Below are 14,561 nucleotides of genomic sequence, written 5' to 3'. Positions count from 1 at the left end.
AGAAGATGCCTCGCAGTCTCAAGAAGGGCCCCTTCGTCGACAACCACCTGCTGCAGAAGGTGGAGAAGCAGAACGAAGCAGGCACGAAGAACGTCATCAAGACGTGGTCGCGCCGCTCGATGATTGTGCCGGACATGCTCGGTCACACCATCGCAGTCCACGACGGTCGCAAGCACATCCCGGTGTTCGTCACCGAGACGATGGTCGGCCACAAGCTCGGCGAATTCGCGCCGACCCGCACCTTCCGCGGCCACGAGAAGGACGACAAGAAGGGTCGCCGCCGCTAACGCGGGGGCGCATAAGGAGGAAATCATGGTGGAGTCGATCGCGCGTGCGCGTCACATCCGCGTCACCCCTCAGAAGGCTCGTCGCGTCGTCAACCTCGTTCGCGGCAAGCAGGCGCTCGAAGCGCTCGCAATTCTGAAGTTCGCGCCCCAGGGCGCATCGGAGCCGGTCTACAAGGCCGTCGCTTCGGCCATCGCGAACGCTCGCGTCAAGGCCGACAACTCGAACGAGTACCTCGACGAGCGCGACCTTTACGTGTCGAGCATCTTCGTCGATGAGGGCGTCACGTTGAAGCGCTTCCGTCCGCGTGCCCAGGGCCGCGCCGGTCGCATCAACAAGCGCACCAGCCACATCACCGTCGTCGTCTCGACGCCCGAGACCGACGCCGACGAGCAGAAGGCGGAGAAGTAATGGGCCAGAAGATCAATCCGTACGGCTTCCGTCTCGGCATCACCACCGACCACCGGTCGCGCTGGTTCGCCGACTCGACGAAGCCTGGTCAGCGCTACGCCGACTACGTGAAGGAAGACATCCGCATCCGGAACTACCTCACCGAGTCGCTTGACCGCGCTGGCGTGTCGAACATCGAGATCGAGCGCACCCGTGACCGCGTTCGCGTCGACATTCACACCGCCCGTCCGGGCATCGTGATCGGTCGCCGCGGCGCCGAGGCCGAGCGCATCCGCGCCGACCTCGAGAAGCTCACCGGCAAGCAGATCCAGCTGAACATCCTCGAGGTCAAGAACCCCGACTCGGATGCGCAGCTCGTCGCTCAGGGCATCGCTGAGCAGCTCTCGGCTCGTGTGGCATTCCGCCGCGCGATGCGCAAGGGCCTCCAGGGTGCACAGCGCGCCGGCGCCAAGGGTGTTCGCATCCAGGTGTCGGGCCGTCTCGGCGGTGCTGAAATGAGCCGCTCTGAGTTCTACCGCGAGGGCCGTGTGCCCCTGCACACCCTCCGCGCCAACATCGACTACGGCTTCTACGAGGCAAAGACCACGTACGGCCGCATCGGTGTGAAGGTGTGGATCTACAAGGGTGACCTGACCAACAAGGAGCTTGCTCGTGAGCAGGCCAACATGAAGTCGCCGCGTGACCGCGGTGACCGTCCGCGTCGCAACCGCCGTGAGCAGGTTGCCGCGGGAGCGGAGGCGTAAGACATGCTGATTCCCCGTCGAGTCAAGTACCGCAAGCAGCACCGTCCCACCCGTCGTGGCCAGGCCACCGGTGGCACCAAGGTGACGTTTGGTGAGTTCGGCATCCAGGCGCTGACCCCCGCGTATGTGACCAACCGTCAGATCGAGGCAGCTCGTATCGCGATGACGCGTCACATCAAGCGTGGCGGCAAGGTGTGGATCAACGTCTACCCCGACCGCCCGCTCACCAAGAAGCCCGCCGAAACCCGCATGGGTTCGGGTAAGGGCTCGCCCGAGTGGTGGGTCGCCAACATCAAGCCGGGCCGCGTCCTCTTCGAGGTCGGCGGCGTGGACGAGCAGCTTGCTCGTGAGGCTCTCACCCGCGCGATCCACAAGCTGCCACTCAAGGCACGCATCATCACCCGTGAGGAAGGCGAGTAAGCAATGGCGATCGGATCTAAGGAGCTCGCCATCACCGAGCTCGACACCATGGCAGAAGGCCGTCTCGGCGAAGAGCTGAAGAAGGCCAAGGAAGAGCTGTTCAACCTCCGCTTCCAGGCCGCTACCGGCCAGGGCGAGGAGCGCGGCCGCATCCGTGCCGTGAAGCGCGACATTGCTCGCATCTACACGGTCATTCGCGAGCGCGAGCTCGGCATCCGGGCGACCCCAGCGGCCGTCGAGGAGAAGCCGAAGAAGCGCGGCAAGAAGGCTGAGGCTGAGGCCGAGGCAACGAACGAGGAGACCAACTAATGGCTGAGAACACCGCGAACGCGGCCGAGGCTGAGGTCGCCACGGCTGCCGACGAGACCCAGCGCAACCACCGCAAGACCCGCCGTGGCTACGTCACCAGCGACAAGATGGACAAGACCATCGTTGTCCTGGTCGAGGACCGCGTGAAGCACCCCCTTTACGGCAAGGTGCTCCGCCGCTCCAGCAAGATCAAGGCACACGACGAGCAGAACACCGCCGGCATCGGCGACCTCGTGCTCATCGCCGAGACCCGTCCCCTCAGCGCTGGCAAGCACTGGCGGCTGGTCGAGATCCTCGAGAAGGCGAAGTAGGCCTTCGCCTACTGCGCTTTACAACAGCCAAGGAGACTGACAAATGATTCAGCAGGAATCCCGACTTCGCGTCGCCGACAACACCGGCGCGAAGGAGCTGCTCACCATCCGCGTGCTCGGGGGCTCGGGTCGTCGCTACGCCGGCCTCGGTGACATCATCGTCGCCACCGTCAAGGATGCAATCCCCGGTGGCAACGTGAAGAAGGGCGATGTCGTCAAGGCAGTCGTCGTTCGCACCAAGAAGCCCACGCGTCGCGTTGACGGTTCGTACATCAAGTTCGACGAGAACGCCGCCGTGATCCTCAAGACCGACGGCGAGCCTCGCGGCACGCGTATCTTCGGCCCCGTTGGCCGCGAGCTGCGCGACAAGAAGTTCATGAAGATTGTTTCGCTCGCTCCGGAGGTGCTCTAACCATGGCGAAGATTCGCAAGGGCGACCTCGTTGAGGTCATCTCGGGCCCGACCCAGGACCGCGGCGGCGACCGCGGCCGCCAGGGCAAGGTGCTCGAGGTGCTCGCAGACCAGGACCGCGTGATCGTCGAAGGCGTGAACTACGCCACGAAGCACACCCGCGTCGGCCAGACGCAGCGTGGTTCGAAGACCGGTGGCATCGAGACCGCTGAGGCCCCGATCCACATCTCGAACGTCGCGCTCGTCAACCCCGAGACCGGCAAGCCGGCCCGCACGGGCGTCAAGGTGGAGCAGGTCGAGAAGGACGGCGTCACCAAGACCGTTCGCACCCGCGTCTTCAAGCCCTCGCGCCGCGATGGCGACGCCGTCAAGGCCGAGAAGAAGACCGAAAAGAAGGCCCCTAAGAAGGCCGCGAAGAAGGACAACGAGTAGCGCATGACTGACACCGCTGCGGTGGCTGGCAAAATCCAGCCCCGACTCAAGCTCAAGTACCGCGAGGACATCAAGGCAAAGCTCCAGGAGGAGCTCGGTCTTGGCAACGTCAACCAGGTGCCGGGGCTCGTGAAGATCGTCGTCAACATGGGTGTCGGCGACGCCGCCCGTGATGGCAAGCTCATCGAGGGCGCAGTCGCGGACCTCACCCTCATCACCGGCCAGAAGCCGAAGGTGACCCTCGCCCGCAAGTCCATCGCGCAGTTCAAGCTGCGTGAAGGTCAGGCAATCGGCGCGCACGTCACCCTCCGCGGTGACCGCATGTGGGAGTTCCTCGACCGTCTGCTCTCGCTCGCACTGCCCCGTATCCGCGACTTCCGCGGTCTTTCGGACAAGCAGTTCGACGGCCAGGGCAACTACACCTTCGGTCTCACGGAGCAGGTTATGTTCCACGAGATCGACCCCGACAAGATCGACCGCACCCGTGGTATGGACATCACTGTCGTGACCACCGCGCAGTCGGATGAGCAGGGTCGCGCGCTGCTGCGTGCGCTCGGCTTCCCGTTCCACTCCGGTCTTTCGGAGTAGAGCCAAGTCGGCATAGACTAGTCGCTTCCGCCCGTTTATTCGGGCGGAAGCGATTACCCCGTCTGGCGACAACCGTCGTCAGACAACACCACAGGTCGGCGCCCCTGCCCGGGGCGTCGAAACCAGGCGAAAGGAAATGACCGCGTCATGACCATGACCGATCCCGTCGCAGACATGCTCAGCCGTCTGCGCAACGCGAGCAGCGCGCACCACGACTCCGTGTCGATGCCCAGCTCGAAGCTCAAGAAGAACATCGCTGAGATCCTCAAGCGTGAGGGTTACATCACCGACTGGAGCGCCGAGAGCGCCAACGTCGGCGAGAGCCTCAACGTTTCGCTCAAGTTCGGCGGCGACCGTCGTCCGGCAATCACCGGCATCAAGCGCGTCTCGAAGCCGGGTCTGCGCGTGTACGCACGCTCGACCGAACTGCCCACCGTCTTTGGCGGCCTCGGCATTGCCATCATGTCCACTTCATCGGGTCTTCTTACCGACCGCGAGGCCGAGCAGAAGGGCGTGGGTGGGGAAGTCCTCGCCTACGTGTGGTGATCGCACATGTCGCGTATTGGTCGTCTCCCCATTGAGATTCCCGCCGGCGTCGACGTCAAGGTCGATGGCTCGGACATCACCGTGAAGGGCCCGAAGGGTGAGCTCGCGCTCACCGTTGCGTCGCCCATCGAGGTGAAGATCGAAGAGGGCCAGGTGCTCGTCACCCGTCCCGACGACGAGCGTGACTCGCGCGCGCTCCACGGTCTCACCCGCACGCTCATCAACAACAACATCATCGGCGTCACCCAGGGCTACTCCAAGGGCCTCGAGGTCGTTGGTACCGGTTACCGCGTGGCACAGAAGGGCTCGGGCCTCGAGTTCGCGCTCGGCTTCTCGCACCCGGTCTCGTTCGACCCGCCTGCAGGTATTGCGTTCAAGGTTGAGGGCCCGAAGATCACCGTTGAAGGTATCGACAAGCAGCTCGTTGGCGAAGTCGCCGCGAACATCCGCAAGATTCGTCCGCCGGAGCCGTACAAGGGTAAGGGCATCCGCTACGAGGGCGAGCAGGTCCGTCGCAAGGCCGGAAAGGCTGGTAAGTAACTATGGCTCAGAAGAGCAAGTCGGCAGCCCGTGGCCGTCGCCACGCGCGCCTGCGCAAGAAGATCGTCGGTACCCCCGAGCGTCCCCGTCTCGTCGTTACCCGTTCGGCACGTCACGTGTTCGTTCAGGTCATCGACGACGCCCAGGGCCACACCGTGGCCTCGGCTTCGACCATGGAAGCAGAGCTCCGTGGCCTCGAAGGCGACAAGACCGCCAAGGCGCGTCGCGTTGGTGAGCTCGTTGCCGAGCGCGCGAAGCTTGCCGGCGTTGAGTCGGTCGTTTTCGACCGTGGCGGTAACAAGTACGCCGGCCGCGTTGCGGCCATCGCTGATGGAGCACGAGAGGCAGGGCTGAGCCTGTGACCGAGAAGATCGAAAACGCCGAGACCGTCGAGAACATGACCGACGCTCCCGTCGAGACCGCTGCATCCAGCGAGTCGAACGTGCGTGACGACCGTGGCGACCGCCGCGGTGGTCAGCGTGACCGTCAGCAGCAGGGTCGTGGCGGCCGTGGTGGCCGCGGTCGTGGCGGCCGTGAAGAAGAGAAGAGCGAGTTCCTCGAGCGCGTTGTCACCATCAACCGCGTCTCGAAGGTCGTCAAGGGTGGTCGTCGCTTTAGCTTCACCGCGCTCGTCGTTGTCGGTGACGGCAACGGCCTCGTGGGTGTCGGCTACGGTAAGGCCCGCGAAGTTCCGCTCGCCATCTCGAAGGGCGTCGAAGAGGCGAAGAAGAACTTCTTCCGCGTCCCGCGCGTCCTCAACACCATCCCGCACCCGGTGCAGGGCGAAGCCGCTGCCGGCGTCGTGCTCCTGCGTCCGGCCGCCCAGGGTACCGGTGTTATCGCGGGTGGTCCGGTGCGCGCCGTCCTCGAGTGCGCGGGCATCCACGACGTGCTGAGCAAGTCGCTCGGTTCGTCGAACACCATCAACATCGTCCACGCGACGGTCGCCGCCCTGCAGCAGCTCGAAGAGCCCCGCGCAGTGGCCGCCCGTCGTGGCCTCGACATCGAGCGCGTGGTTCCGGAGCGCATCCTGCGCGACCAGGCCCGTGCCGCCGACGAGGCTGCCAAGGCTGCAAAGGTTGGTGCCTAATGGCTCAGTCACTCAAGGTGACCCAGATCAAGTCGGTCATCAGCGAAAAGCAGAACCAGCGTGACACGCTCCGCTCGCTCGGCCTCAAGCGCATCGGCGACAGCGTGGTCCGTGAGGACACGCAGCAGCTGCGCGGCTACGTGCGTACGGTCGCTCACCTGGTCAAGGTCGAGGAGATCAGCGAATAATGTCGAACAACGAAACTCAGGACGACGTGCTCAAGCTGCACGACTTGCGTCCCGCCCCCGGTGCCAAGAAGTCGAAGACCCGCAAGGGTCGCGGTGAAGGCTCGAAGGGTAAGACCGCTGGCCGCGGTACCAAGGGCTCGAAGGCACGCACCACGGTGCGCCTCGGCTTCGAGGGTGGCCAGATGCCGCAGCACATGCGCACCCCGAAGCTGCGCGGGTTCAAGAACCCGTTCCGCACCGAGTACCAGGTAGTCAACCTGTACACGCTCGCCGAGCTCTACCCCGAGGGCGGCGACGTCACGGTGGACGACCTCGTTGCGAAGGGTGCCGTTCGTAAGAACGAACTCGTCAAGGTGCTCGGCACCGGCGAGCTTACGGTTAAGCTGAACATTGACGTGGACAAGGTCTCGAGCTCGGCAGAGCAGAAGATCGTGGCCGCGGGCGGCTCCGTCAAGTAAATTGCCTCTTGCGGGGCCGGCGTCACGCCGGCCCCGCAATTGTTTGTCGATTAATTTTCGCGAAAGCAGGAATCTCAGCGTGTTCAGCGCCATCTCCCGGGTATTCAAGACTCCCGACCTTCGTCGGAAGATCTTGTTCACGCTCGCCATGCTCGCCATTTACCGACTCGGCACCACCGTGCCGGCACCGTTCGTCGACTATCCGGCGGTGCAGTCGTGTGTGGCTGGCGTGGGTCTCGACGGCTCGGTCAACCTGCTTAATATGCTCAACCTCTTCTCGGGTGGAGCACTGCTGCAGCTGTCGATCTTCGCGCTCGGCATCATGCCGTACATCACCGCGTCGATCATCGTGCAGCTGCTGCGCGTGGTCATCCCGCGCTTCGAGACGTTGCACAAGGAGGGCCAGTCTGGCCAGGCGACGCTCACCCAGTACACCCGTTACCTCACCATCGCGCTCGCCGTTCTGCAGTCGACGACGCTGCTCACCATGGCGCGCACTGGCGCCCTCTTCGGCAATATCGGTGGCGAGTGTGCGAACGTACTCAACCTCGTTCCCGAACTCACCGGCTTCGACACGACCACCAACGTCGTGCGCATGATCCTGATCATCACCGCGTTCACCGCGGGAACCGCAGTCATCATGTGGTTCGGTGAGCTCATCACTGAGCGCGGCATCGGCAACGGTATGTCGCTACTTATCTTCACCTCGATCTGTGCCAGCTTCCCGCAGGCCATGTGGTCGCTTGTGAGCGGTGCTGGCGGTGGCCTCACCCTCGGCATCATCAGCGTCATCGCCTTCGGCGTGCTCGTTGCGGTCGTGTTCGTCGAGCAGTCGCAGCGCCGCATCCCGGTGCAGTACGCGAAGCGCATGGTGGGTCGCCGCACTTACGGTGGCCAGTCGACCTACATCCCGATCAAGGTCAACCAGGCCGGTGTGATCCCGGTCATCTTCGCCTCGTCGCTGCTGATGATTCCGGCGCTCATCGCCAACTTCAACCAGCCAGCCGCGGGTCAGGCACCCGCCGAGTGGGTTGTTTGGATTCAGAACAACCTCGTCACCGGTGACTCGCTGTTCTACATGGCGATCTACTTCTTGCTCACGATCGGCTTCGCCTACTTCTACGTGTACATCGCGTTCAACCCGGATGAGGTCGCCGAGAACATGCGTCAGCAGGGCGGTTTTGTGCCCGGTATTCGTGCCGGCCAGCCGACCGCGAACTACCTCGCCTACGTGCTCAACCGCATTACCTTCCCCGGCTCGATCTACCTCGGCATCATTGCGCTGTTGCCGCTGATTGCGCTGGCTACCGTCGGAGCCAACCAGAACTTCCCGTTCGGTGGCGCTTCGATCCTCATCCTCGTCGGTGTTGGCCTTGAGACGGTCAAGCAGATCGACGCACAGCTCCAGCAACGCAACTATGAAGGGCTTCTCCGATGACCACTCCGATCCGTCTGCTCATCGTCGGCGCACCCGGTGCCGGTAAGGGCACCCAGGCCACCGACCTCGCGGCCGCCTACGGTGTTCCGGCCATTTCGACCGGTGACATCTTCCGCGCCAACATCAAGAACGGCACTGACCTCGGCAAGCAGGTGCAGGAGATTACGGCCCAGGGCCAGCTCGTGCCTGACTCGCTCACCAACGAGCTCATCCGGGACCGCCTCGCCCAGCGCGATGTCACCCCGGGCTTCCTACTCGATGGTTACCCGCGCACCGTCGGTCAGGTCGACTTCCTCACCGACCTCCTCGCTGAGCAGGGCGCGTCGATCGACGCCGTCGTGCAGCTCGTCACCGACACGGATGCCGTGGTCGAGCGCCTGCTCAAGCGTTCGGAGGAGCAGGGTCGCGTTGACGACACCGAAGAAGTGATCCGTCACCGCCAGGAGGTCTACGCGACCGAGACCGCGCCGATCATCGACGTCTATGCCGCCCGCGGCGCCGTCGTCGAGGTCGACGGTATGGGCACGGTCGAAGAGGTTGCCCAGCGCATCCTCGCGGCCCTCGAGGCCAAGGGCTTCTCGCCGGCGGCCTAGCTAGATTCACGACGGCGCCCTCTCCCAATTACAGGGGAGGGCGTCGTTGCTTTCCGCTCGCCCAGATAGCTGCGGCTGATGCCAGATACTCAACAACCTCACTATTGATCCGCATCAAATCATTCTCGGGATGCAATTCTGAACGGGTACCAGGTGAACGGTCCGGCGCGTCCTACCCTTAAGGATGGTCCAAGGAAGTTGGTCTGGGTAGGAGGTCTGTGCGCGGATGCTGCTCTCGATCACCCTGATGTTGCTGTGTGCGGGTGCGCTACTGGTCTTTCTCTGGCCGAACGTGAGCCGCCGCATGCGTCGCTTGCTCAAGCGTTCCGACCGGATGCGGCGCATCCTGTCGGGCTCGTTTGCGTCGCTATTCGCGCTCAACGCGCTGGCGGTCGTGTGGCAAGTTGTTGGTCACCATGAGCTTGATGGCTTCACTCAGGCCGCCTCGGTGGTGACCGTGTTCGCCCTCGTCGTGCTCCTCATGTTTGCGCTCCTCGCGCGGCTACATCTCGAGCGGCCCGTTGACGTGCCGCACAAGGTGCTCGTGGTCGGTGCGCATCCTGATGATCTCGAACTCGCCTGCGGCGGCACCATTGCCCGGCTCGTCGATGGAGGTCATTTCGTGCACGGCATTGTGATGACGCACGGCACCAATGGCGGCGACCGCGAAGTGCGGCTACAAGAAGCGCTTGATGGCGCGGCGTTCCTCGGGATGCACAATGTCGAGGTGCATGATCTGCCCGATACCCGTCTCGAAACGGTCAACTCCGAGATGATCGCGATTGTCGAGAAGGCGATTCGGGAAGTCGAACCGAACCTCATCCTCACGCACTCGGCCCACGACCAGCATCAGGATCACCAGGCGGTGCATCTCGCGGTGCTGCGCGCCGGGCGCCACCACTCGAACATCCTCGGGTTCGAGTCGCCCTCGTCGACGCGCGAGTTCAACCCGAGCATCTTCATCGACATCAGCGAGTACGTCGATATCAAGATCGAGGCGATTCAACTGCATCGCAACCAATCGGGAAAGCCGTATATGACTCCCGAACGAACCAAGGGCATTGCGAGCTTCCGTGGTGGCCAGGCAAAGTGCGTTTACGCCGAGGCGTATGAGCCGGTGCGCTACCTCATTGATTCGGGTCCGATCGAAGTACCGACGGCAGGGGGTCCGCAGCGATGACCGTGGTGCTCATCACCGGTGCTGCCGGACCGGCTGGCGCGGCGCTTGGCGCGCAGCTCGATCGTGCTCGCGCTGACCGCCCGGGGCTCGTCTTCACCGGCGCCGACCTACTTGAACTCGATGACCCGCGCTATGACGCTGCGGTCACTGTGCCTCGCGCGGATGCGCCCGAATACGCCCCGGCCATGCGTCGCCTCGTGGCCGAGCACGGCGTCGATCTCATCGTGACCACGGTGCAGGATGAACTCGTCGCGCTCGCTGGCATCGGCAAGACGATCGGCTGCCGCGTGGCAATTTCTGCGGCCGGGCCGGTGGCACTCAGCGCCGATAAACTCATCACGATGTGGGCTCTCGCTGATGCCGGTGTTGCCGTGCCTGGCCACGGCTCGCCAGCTGACTTCGCCGGCGCCGAAGCCGCGATGGCGGCCCTTGGCGGCCCGGTCGTCGTCAAACCGCGTGTCTCGCGCGGAGGCCGCGGGGTGCGCCTCATTGAATCGGCGAGCGACCTCGACTGGTCGACGCTCGATGCGGCCGATGTCGTGCAATCGTTCGCGCCCGGCACCGAGTATTGCCCGCAGGTGTACCGGCGCGGCGATGACGTCATGGTCGTCGTGCTCGAAAAGACGGCGCTCAAAGAGGGTCGCGTGGGGAACGCCGTCTCGACGGTGCGCCGCAAAGCGGGCGAAGTCGCCGACGTCGAAGCGCTGGCACGGGATGCGGTGCTCGCGCTCGGCTTGACCGGCGCCGTTGACCTCGACATCCGCCGCGAAGCATCCGGTCGCCCGGTCGTGCTCGAGATCAACGCGCGCTTCGGTGCCAATTCGGCCGCAGCGCCAGAACTGCTCGACCGCACCCTCGCTGCGGAGCTTTCGGGAACGACAACGCGGTGAGTTTTGCCGAGTGGCTGCTCTCGTTCGCGCTCATTGTGGGTGCGGCGGTGCCGTTGTTCGGCATCTTGCGGATGCTGCTGGTGCCGTTCGCAATCGCCTTCGAGTTCGACGACCGTCGTCGCCGCAATCGCCGCCACTCGCGCTGGCAATTGCTTGAAGCCGAGCGCGAACGGCGCACTAAGCGCTTGCACACCGACCGTGATGAGCTCGTGGATGCCCGCCCGCGCGTGACCGTGGTGGTGCCCGGGTACAACGAGTCGAAAGTTATCGACAATTGCGTGCGCTCGATCGTGAATTGTGGCTACCCGAACCTCGAGGTCTTGCTCGTTGACGATGGCTCAAGCGACGACACCTTCGCCCGAATGCAACGGCTTGAGGCCGAGCACGAGGTCGTGCGCGCGTTCACCCAGCCGAACGGCGGCAAAGGTGCGGCGCTCAACAACGGGATTCGTCGAGCCAGCGGCGAGGTGCTCATCCTCGTCGATGCCGACGGGCTCTTCCTGCCCGACACGATTGACGAACTGCTCGCGGGCTTCGACGACCCTCGCGTCGGCGCAGTTTGCGGAGATGACCGCCCCGTCAATCTCGATCGGGTGCAAACGAAGTTCATGGCGCTGATCAGCCACGTCGGCACCGGGCTCATGCGCCGGGCACTGCACCTGCTGCGCTGCATGCCGGTGGTTTCGGGCAATAGTGGTGCCTTTCGTCGCAGTGCTCTTGAGGATGTGGGGCTCCTGCGCGAAGACACCATCGGTGAAGATCTCGAACTTACTTGGCGACTCCACCGCGCCGGCTATCGCGTGAGCTTCGCCCCGCGCGCGCTCGTCTACGCTGAGTCGCCGTCGACGCTCAGGGGGCTGTGGAAACAGCGCGTGCGCTGGGCGCGGGGACTCCTGCACGGGTACCGCATCCATGCTGGGGCCGTCGGCAACCCGCGCTACGGTTCGTTCGGAGTGTTCTTGCTCGTGAACTTCGCGATGTCGGTCGTATTGCCCGTGGTGCAGCTGGTCTTGCTCGCGATTGCGCTCGTGCTCCTCGCAATGGGCGTCGGCGCGCTCGTTCCGCTCGGCGTCTGGCAGGCGGTGCTCTGGCTTGGTTACCCGGTGTCGCTCCTGCTCATCGTCATCGCCGTTGCGCTCAACCGTGCCCTCGGCGATCTCAAGCATCTCTGGGCACTTCCCCTGTGGCCGCTCTACTCCGTCTGGATGAATATGGTCATGGTCAAAGCAATCTGGCTCGAATTGCGCGGTGCGCCGCAGCGTTGGAACAAGCTCGAACGCACCGGTGTGGTGAGTGTTGAGGCCGCCCGGTCAAGCGCCTCAATGGATGCGGAGGTCACCCAATGAGATTCGCTCGGCTCATCGCGCTCGTGGCGGCGGCGATGCTGGTGCTTGCCGGATGTTCGCCACCAGGTGGCGATACCTCGGCGACGACTGCAGGGCAGGTCGCTTCGAACCGAGCGGTGAGTCTCGGGTTTGAAGACATTGTCGTCGAGCAGCAGGACTGGGCGGCGATCGCTGGACGGCTCGACGCTGCCGGGGTGACCGAAGTGCATCTCGCCGTCGGACGCGCGGATTGGACGGCATTTCCGTGGTCGGCTCAGTCCGACGCTGAGTCGTCACTCGTGCGTGACACCGGGCGGGACTTCATCGCCGAGGCCATTGCGGCGATCGGTACGGCTGGCGACGGCACGAAGCGGCGCATCGTGCTCACCGTCGACGCGTTCGTGCCGGGATGGATCGCGCAAGACAACGAGGTCGCCGGCATCGATACGCACGGCGAGCATTCGGAAGACTTTGCCTCAGCCGCAGCCCTGCGCAATGAGCCAGTAGGTGAGCGACTTGCCGCCCTCGTGGCTGAAGTGTCGACGCGCTATCAGCCCGATGCGGTCACGCTCACCGAGCTCATGTTCGATGACCACACCTTCGGCGTTGACGACCACGATCTCTATGTCGACATGACCGGCGAGCGCGATTGGCCGCGCCTGCCCGATGGTGAGATCGATGCCGAGTCGCCCCGCATTGCGCAGTGGCGCTCGCAGGTCGTCGCCGACACCATGGCGCGCATCGCGCCGGGCGCGCGCGACGCGGGCGTGCGCATCGAGGTGGATGTGCGGGCGAACTTCGATGACCCCGCGGCTGGCCGCCCCGAGTCGGGTCATGATTACGAGCTGCTCCTCGATCAGGTCGATGGGCTCATTGTCTGGGCGTACTTCTCGCTCGCCGATCGCGGGCCGGATGCGCTGGAGCCGTTCGTGCGTTCGCTCGCCGAGGCCGGGTTGCCGCTTGACCGCATGACCATCTCGATCGGCCTGTGGGCATCCGGCGATGACTTCGGCGCCGTCGACGGCACGATCTCGCCCGAGACGATGATCGCAGCGATCGCCGGTGCCGAAGCCGGGGGAGCGGCGAGCGTGTCAGTGACCCCGTACTCGCGGTTCACTGAGGCGCACTGGTCGCAACTCGCCGCCCACTGGGGCTGATCAGGGCGGCGCTTCGAGCACCTCAGCGCACGGCATCCCGTTCTGCACTGGACCCCAAAAGTTGGACCGGTTTGACCGGTCCAACTTTTGTTTAGGGAGAACAGTGCATGGGAACGAAACCCTCATTCACGGAGTACGAACGAGCCCGCGCGTTAGCGTTGTTGCAAGCCGGGCATGGTTACCGAGTGATCAGTAAACAGCTCGGAATGAACGCGGACGCAGTCCGGCGCCTGTCGCTGCGTTGGCGGGCCGGTGGAAGCGAGGCAGTAGTGAATAAGCCACGAGGCCGGAAGACCTACCCAATTGACGTGAAACTCGAGGTCGTGGAGCGACACCTCGCCGGTGTCCCGAAAGTCGTCCTCGCAAACGAGTACGGACTGTCCTCGCCCGGGCTGGTGTCGACCTGGACGGCAAAGTACCGGGAAGGTGGCCCGGACGCGTTGGGCGGTCCCGGTGCTGGTACCGGCCCGGTCCCGGCACACGTCGACCCGGCACCCGCCACCCCGGCAACGACACCGGACGATTCGATCGCGATCGAGTTGGCCCGGTTACAGGCCGAGAACGAGTTCCTGCGCGCGAAGGTCGCGTTACTGGGAAAAGTGCAGGCCTTGAGGACGCGTCCGCCGCAGTGAAAACTGTGGCGGTGCAGTCGCTCAAGGCGGACCACAAACTCCCCGTGCTGCTTGCAGCGGCCGGGCTGCCCAGGTCAACGTACTTCTACCACCAGGCCCGACTGCGGGCGTCGGACCCGCGGGCGGAGTTGAAGGGCGCGGTCACCGCGATCTTCACCAACCTCAAGTGTTACGGGCATCGGCGCATCCGCCTCGAACTGCGGAGGCAGGGCTGGTGGGTGTCGAAGAAAACGGTGTGGAAGCTGATGCGCGAGCTGGGACTGGTATGCCCCACCCGGCGTCGGAAACGACCCCGGCCCTCGGGCGCTGCGTCGGGGAAAGCGCCGAACCTGCTGGCGCAGCAGTTCCGTGCAACCGCGCCGGGTGAGAAGTTAGTGACGGATGTGACCGAGTTCAAGGTGTGTGGGCAACGGGTCTACTTATCGCCGGTAATGGATCTGTTCGATGGGCAGATCATCTCGTACACGATCGACCGGTCCCCAGGGCTGGCCTTCGTGCTGGAATCGGTCGAACAAGCGTTGGCTTCACTCGATACGGGCGCGCGGCCGTTGGTGCACTCGGACCAAGGGTTCCAGGGCGGATTCAATTGGTTGTCGCAACACCCTGACACCGGA

22 protein-coding genes and 2 pseudogenes are annotated in these 14,561 nt (G+C 64.3%); all 24 read left to right on the top strand.

Annotated elements, in window-relative coordinates; translation table 11 throughout:
• Positions 1-5: 5 nt before the first annotated feature.
• Positions 6-287, top strand: coding sequence for a 30S ribosomal protein S19 (rpsS, locus tag EG850_RS06780; RefSeq protein WP_124971844.1), 282 nt, complete (start codon positions 6-8; stop codon positions 285-287).
• A gap of 25 nt (positions 288-312) precedes the next feature.
• The gene (gene rplV / locus EG850_RS06775) at positions 313-696 is read left to right on the top strand and encodes a 50S ribosomal protein L22 (RefSeq protein WP_124971842.1); all 384 of its coding nucleotides are present in this window, start codon (positions 313-315) and stop codon (positions 694-696) included.
• Positions 696-1,439, top strand: coding sequence for a 30S ribosomal protein S3 (gene rpsC / locus EG850_RS06770; RefSeq protein WP_124971840.1), 744 nt, complete (start codon positions 696-698; stop codon positions 1,437-1,439). The genes rplV and rpsC overlap by 1 nt, the downstream gene beginning before the upstream one ends.
• A 3-nt stretch (positions 1,440-1,442) precedes the next feature.
• Positions 1,443-1,859 carry a 50S ribosomal protein L16 gene (gene rplP, locus EG850_RS06765; RefSeq protein WP_124971838.1) on the top strand — a complete coding sequence of 139 codons (417 nt, stop codon included), beginning with the start codon at positions 1,443-1,445 and terminating at the stop codon, positions 1,857-1,859.
• Between the two features lie 3 nt (positions 1,860-1,862).
• A complete protein-coding gene (rpmC, locus tag EG850_RS13695) occupies positions 1,863-2,168 on the top strand; it encodes a 50S ribosomal protein L29 (RefSeq protein WP_124971836.1) in 306 nt (101 codons plus the stop codon).
• Positions 2,168-2,479, top strand: coding sequence for a 30S ribosomal protein S17 (gene rpsQ / locus EG850_RS06755; RefSeq protein ID WP_124971834.1), 312 nt, complete (start codon positions 2,168-2,170; stop codon positions 2,477-2,479). Before rpmC ends, rpsQ begins: the two co-directional genes overlap by 1 nt.
• A 43-nt stretch (positions 2,480-2,522) precedes the next feature.
• Complete coding sequence (gene rplN / locus EG850_RS06750; protein ID WP_124971832.1) at positions 2,523-2,891, top strand: 50S ribosomal protein L14; 369 nt, start codon at positions 2,523-2,525, stop codon at positions 2,889-2,891.
• 2 nt (positions 2,892-2,893) lie between these two features.
• Positions 2,894-3,247: pseudogene (gene rplX / locus EG850_RS06745) on the top strand (50S ribosomal protein L24); the annotation flags it as partial.
• Between the two features lie 78 nt (positions 3,248-3,325).
• Entirely contained in the window at positions 3,326-3,910 is a 585-nt protein-coding gene (gene rplE / locus EG850_RS06740; protein WP_124971828.1) for a 50S ribosomal protein L5, read from the top strand.
• A 147-nt stretch (positions 3,911-4,057) separates the two neighbouring features.
• Positions 4,058-4,456, top strand: coding sequence for a 30S ribosomal protein S8 (gene rpsH / locus EG850_RS06735; protein ID WP_124971826.1), 399 nt, complete (start codon positions 4,058-4,060; stop codon positions 4,454-4,456).
• A gap of 6 nt (positions 4,457-4,462) precedes the next feature.
• Complete coding sequence (rplF, locus tag EG850_RS06730; RefSeq protein WP_124971824.1) at positions 4,463-4,996, top strand: 50S ribosomal protein L6; 534 nt, start codon at positions 4,463-4,465, stop codon at positions 4,994-4,996.
• Between the two features lie 2 nt (positions 4,997-4,998).
• Positions 4,999-5,358, top strand: coding sequence for a 50S ribosomal protein L18 (rplR, locus tag EG850_RS06725; RefSeq protein WP_124971822.1), 360 nt, complete (start codon positions 4,999-5,001; stop codon positions 5,356-5,358).
• Between the two features lie 35 nt (positions 5,359-5,393).
• Positions 5,394-6,086, top strand: a complete 693-nt coding sequence (rpsE, locus tag EG850_RS06720) for a 30S ribosomal protein S5 (RefSeq protein ID WP_124972135.1) — start codon at positions 5,394-5,396, stop codon at positions 6,084-6,086.
• Positions 6,086-6,274: a 50S ribosomal protein L30 gene (gene rpmD / locus EG850_RS06715; protein WP_124971820.1), complete on the top strand. Its 189-nt coding sequence runs from the start codon at positions 6,086-6,088 to the stop codon at positions 6,272-6,274. Before rpsE ends, rpmD begins: the two co-directional genes overlap by 1 nt.
• Complete coding sequence (gene rplO / locus EG850_RS06710; RefSeq protein WP_124971818.1) at positions 6,274-6,732, top strand: 50S ribosomal protein L15; 459 nt, start codon at positions 6,274-6,276, stop codon at positions 6,730-6,732. Before rpmD ends, rplO begins: the two co-directional genes overlap by 1 nt.
• 79 nt (positions 6,733-6,811) lie before the next feature.
• Positions 6,812-8,170 (top strand): preprotein translocase subunit SecY, encoded by a 1,359-nt coding sequence (secY, locus tag EG850_RS06705; RefSeq protein ID WP_124971816.1) that lies wholly within the window; start codon positions 6,812-6,814, stop codon positions 8,168-8,170.
• Positions 8,167-8,763, top strand: a complete 597-nt coding sequence (locus EG850_RS06700) for an adenylate kinase (RefSeq protein WP_185714973.1) — start codon at positions 8,167-8,169, stop codon at positions 8,761-8,763. The genes secY and EG850_RS06700 overlap by 4 nt, the downstream gene beginning before the upstream one ends.
• Positions 8,764-8,989: 226 nt before the next feature.
• Positions 8,990-9,943, top strand: coding sequence for a PIG-L deacetylase family protein (locus EG850_RS06695; RefSeq protein ID WP_214609525.1), 954 nt, complete (start codon positions 8,990-8,992; stop codon positions 9,941-9,943).
• A complete protein-coding gene (locus tag EG850_RS06690) occupies positions 9,940-10,833 on the top strand; it encodes an ATP-grasp domain-containing protein (protein WP_124971814.1) in 894 nt (297 codons plus the stop codon). Before EG850_RS06695 ends, EG850_RS06690 begins: the two co-directional genes overlap by 4 nt.
• Positions 10,830-12,179, top strand: a complete 1,350-nt coding sequence (locus tag EG850_RS06685; RefSeq protein WP_235829239.1) for a glycosyltransferase — start codon at positions 10,830-10,832, stop codon at positions 12,177-12,179. Before EG850_RS06690 ends, EG850_RS06685 begins: the two co-directional genes overlap by 4 nt.
• Positions 12,176-13,315 (top strand): hypothetical protein, encoded by a 1,140-nt coding sequence (locus EG850_RS06680; RefSeq protein ID WP_124971812.1) that lies wholly within the window; start codon positions 12,176-12,178, stop codon positions 13,313-13,315. The genes EG850_RS06685 and EG850_RS06680 overlap by 4 nt, the downstream gene beginning before the upstream one ends.
• Positions 13,316-13,422: 107 nt before the next feature.
• Positions 13,423-13,596 (top strand): annotated as a pseudogene (locus tag EG850_RS13745) (helix-turn-helix domain-containing protein); the annotation flags it as partial.
• Positions 13,597-13,623: 27 nt separating this feature from the next.
• Entirely contained in the window at positions 13,624-13,947 is a 324-nt protein-coding gene (locus EG850_RS13520; protein WP_235829238.1) for a helix-turn-helix domain-containing protein, read from the top strand.
• Positions 13,948-13,958: 11 nt separating this feature from the next.
• Positions 13,959-14,561, top strand: a 603-nt coding sequence (locus tag EG850_RS06670; protein ID WP_124971808.1) for an IS3 family transposase, incomplete at its 3' end; no start/stop codon positions are given.

The organism is Gulosibacter macacae (genome assembly GCF_003865375.1).
GTDB lineage: Bacteria > Actinomycetota > Actinomycetes > Actinomycetales > Microbacteriaceae > Gulosibacter > Gulosibacter macacae.
Note: the sequence above shows the minus strand (reverse complement) of the source record. Positions and strands in the feature narration are given on the sequence as shown.

Coding starts and splice junctions, on each gene's coding strand:
- rpsS (WP_124971844.1), top strand. CDS start 6: ATGCCTCGCAGTCTCAAGAAGGGCCCCTTCGTCGACAACCACCTGCTG.
- rplV (WP_124971842.1), top strand. CDS start 313: ATGGTGGAGTCGATCGCGCGTGCGCGTCACATCCGCGTCACCCCTCAG.
- rpsC (WP_124971840.1), top strand. CDS start 696: ATGGGCCAGAAGATCAATCCGTACGGCTTCCGTCTCGGCATCACCACC.
- rplP (WP_124971838.1), top strand. CDS start 1,443: ATGCTGATTCCCCGTCGAGTCAAGTACCGCAAGCAGCACCGTCCCACC.
- rpmC (WP_124971836.1), top strand. CDS start 1,863: ATGGCGATCGGATCTAAGGAGCTCGCCATCACCGAGCTCGACACCATG.
- rpsQ (WP_124971834.1), top strand. CDS start 2,168: ATGGCTGAGAACACCGCGAACGCGGCCGAGGCTGAGGTCGCCACGGCT.
- rplN (WP_124971832.1), top strand. CDS start 2,523: ATGATTCAGCAGGAATCCCGACTTCGCGTCGCCGACAACACCGGCGCG.
- rplE (WP_124971828.1), top strand. CDS start 3,326: ATGACTGACACCGCTGCGGTGGCTGGCAAAATCCAGCCCCGACTCAAG.
- rpsH (WP_124971826.1), top strand. CDS start 4,058: ATGACCATGACCGATCCCGTCGCAGACATGCTCAGCCGTCTGCGCAAC.
- rplF (WP_124971824.1), top strand. CDS start 4,463: ATGTCGCGTATTGGTCGTCTCCCCATTGAGATTCCCGCCGGCGTCGAC.
- rplR (WP_124971822.1), top strand. CDS start 4,999: ATGGCTCAGAAGAGCAAGTCGGCAGCCCGTGGCCGTCGCCACGCGCGC.
- rpsE (WP_124972135.1), top strand. CDS start 5,394: ATGACCGACGCTCCCGTCGAGACCGCTGCATCCAGCGAGTCGAACGTG.
- rpmD (WP_124971820.1), top strand. CDS start 6,086: ATGGCTCAGTCACTCAAGGTGACCCAGATCAAGTCGGTCATCAGCGAA.
- rplO (WP_124971818.1), top strand. CDS start 6,274: ATGTCGAACAACGAAACTCAGGACGACGTGCTCAAGCTGCACGACTTG.
- EG850_RS06700 (WP_185714973.1), top strand. CDS start 8,167: ATGACCACTCCGATCCGTCTGCTCATCGTCGGCGCACCCGGTGCCGGT.
- EG850_RS06695 (WP_214609525.1), top strand. CDS start 8,990: ATGCTGCTCTCGATCACCCTGATGTTGCTGTGTGCGGGTGCGCTACTG.
- EG850_RS06690 (WP_124971814.1), top strand. CDS start 9,940: ATGACCGTGGTGCTCATCACCGGTGCTGCCGGACCGGCTGGCGCGGCG.
- EG850_RS06680 (WP_124971812.1), top strand. CDS start 12,176: ATGAGATTCGCTCGGCTCATCGCGCTCGTGGCGGCGGCGATGCTGGTG.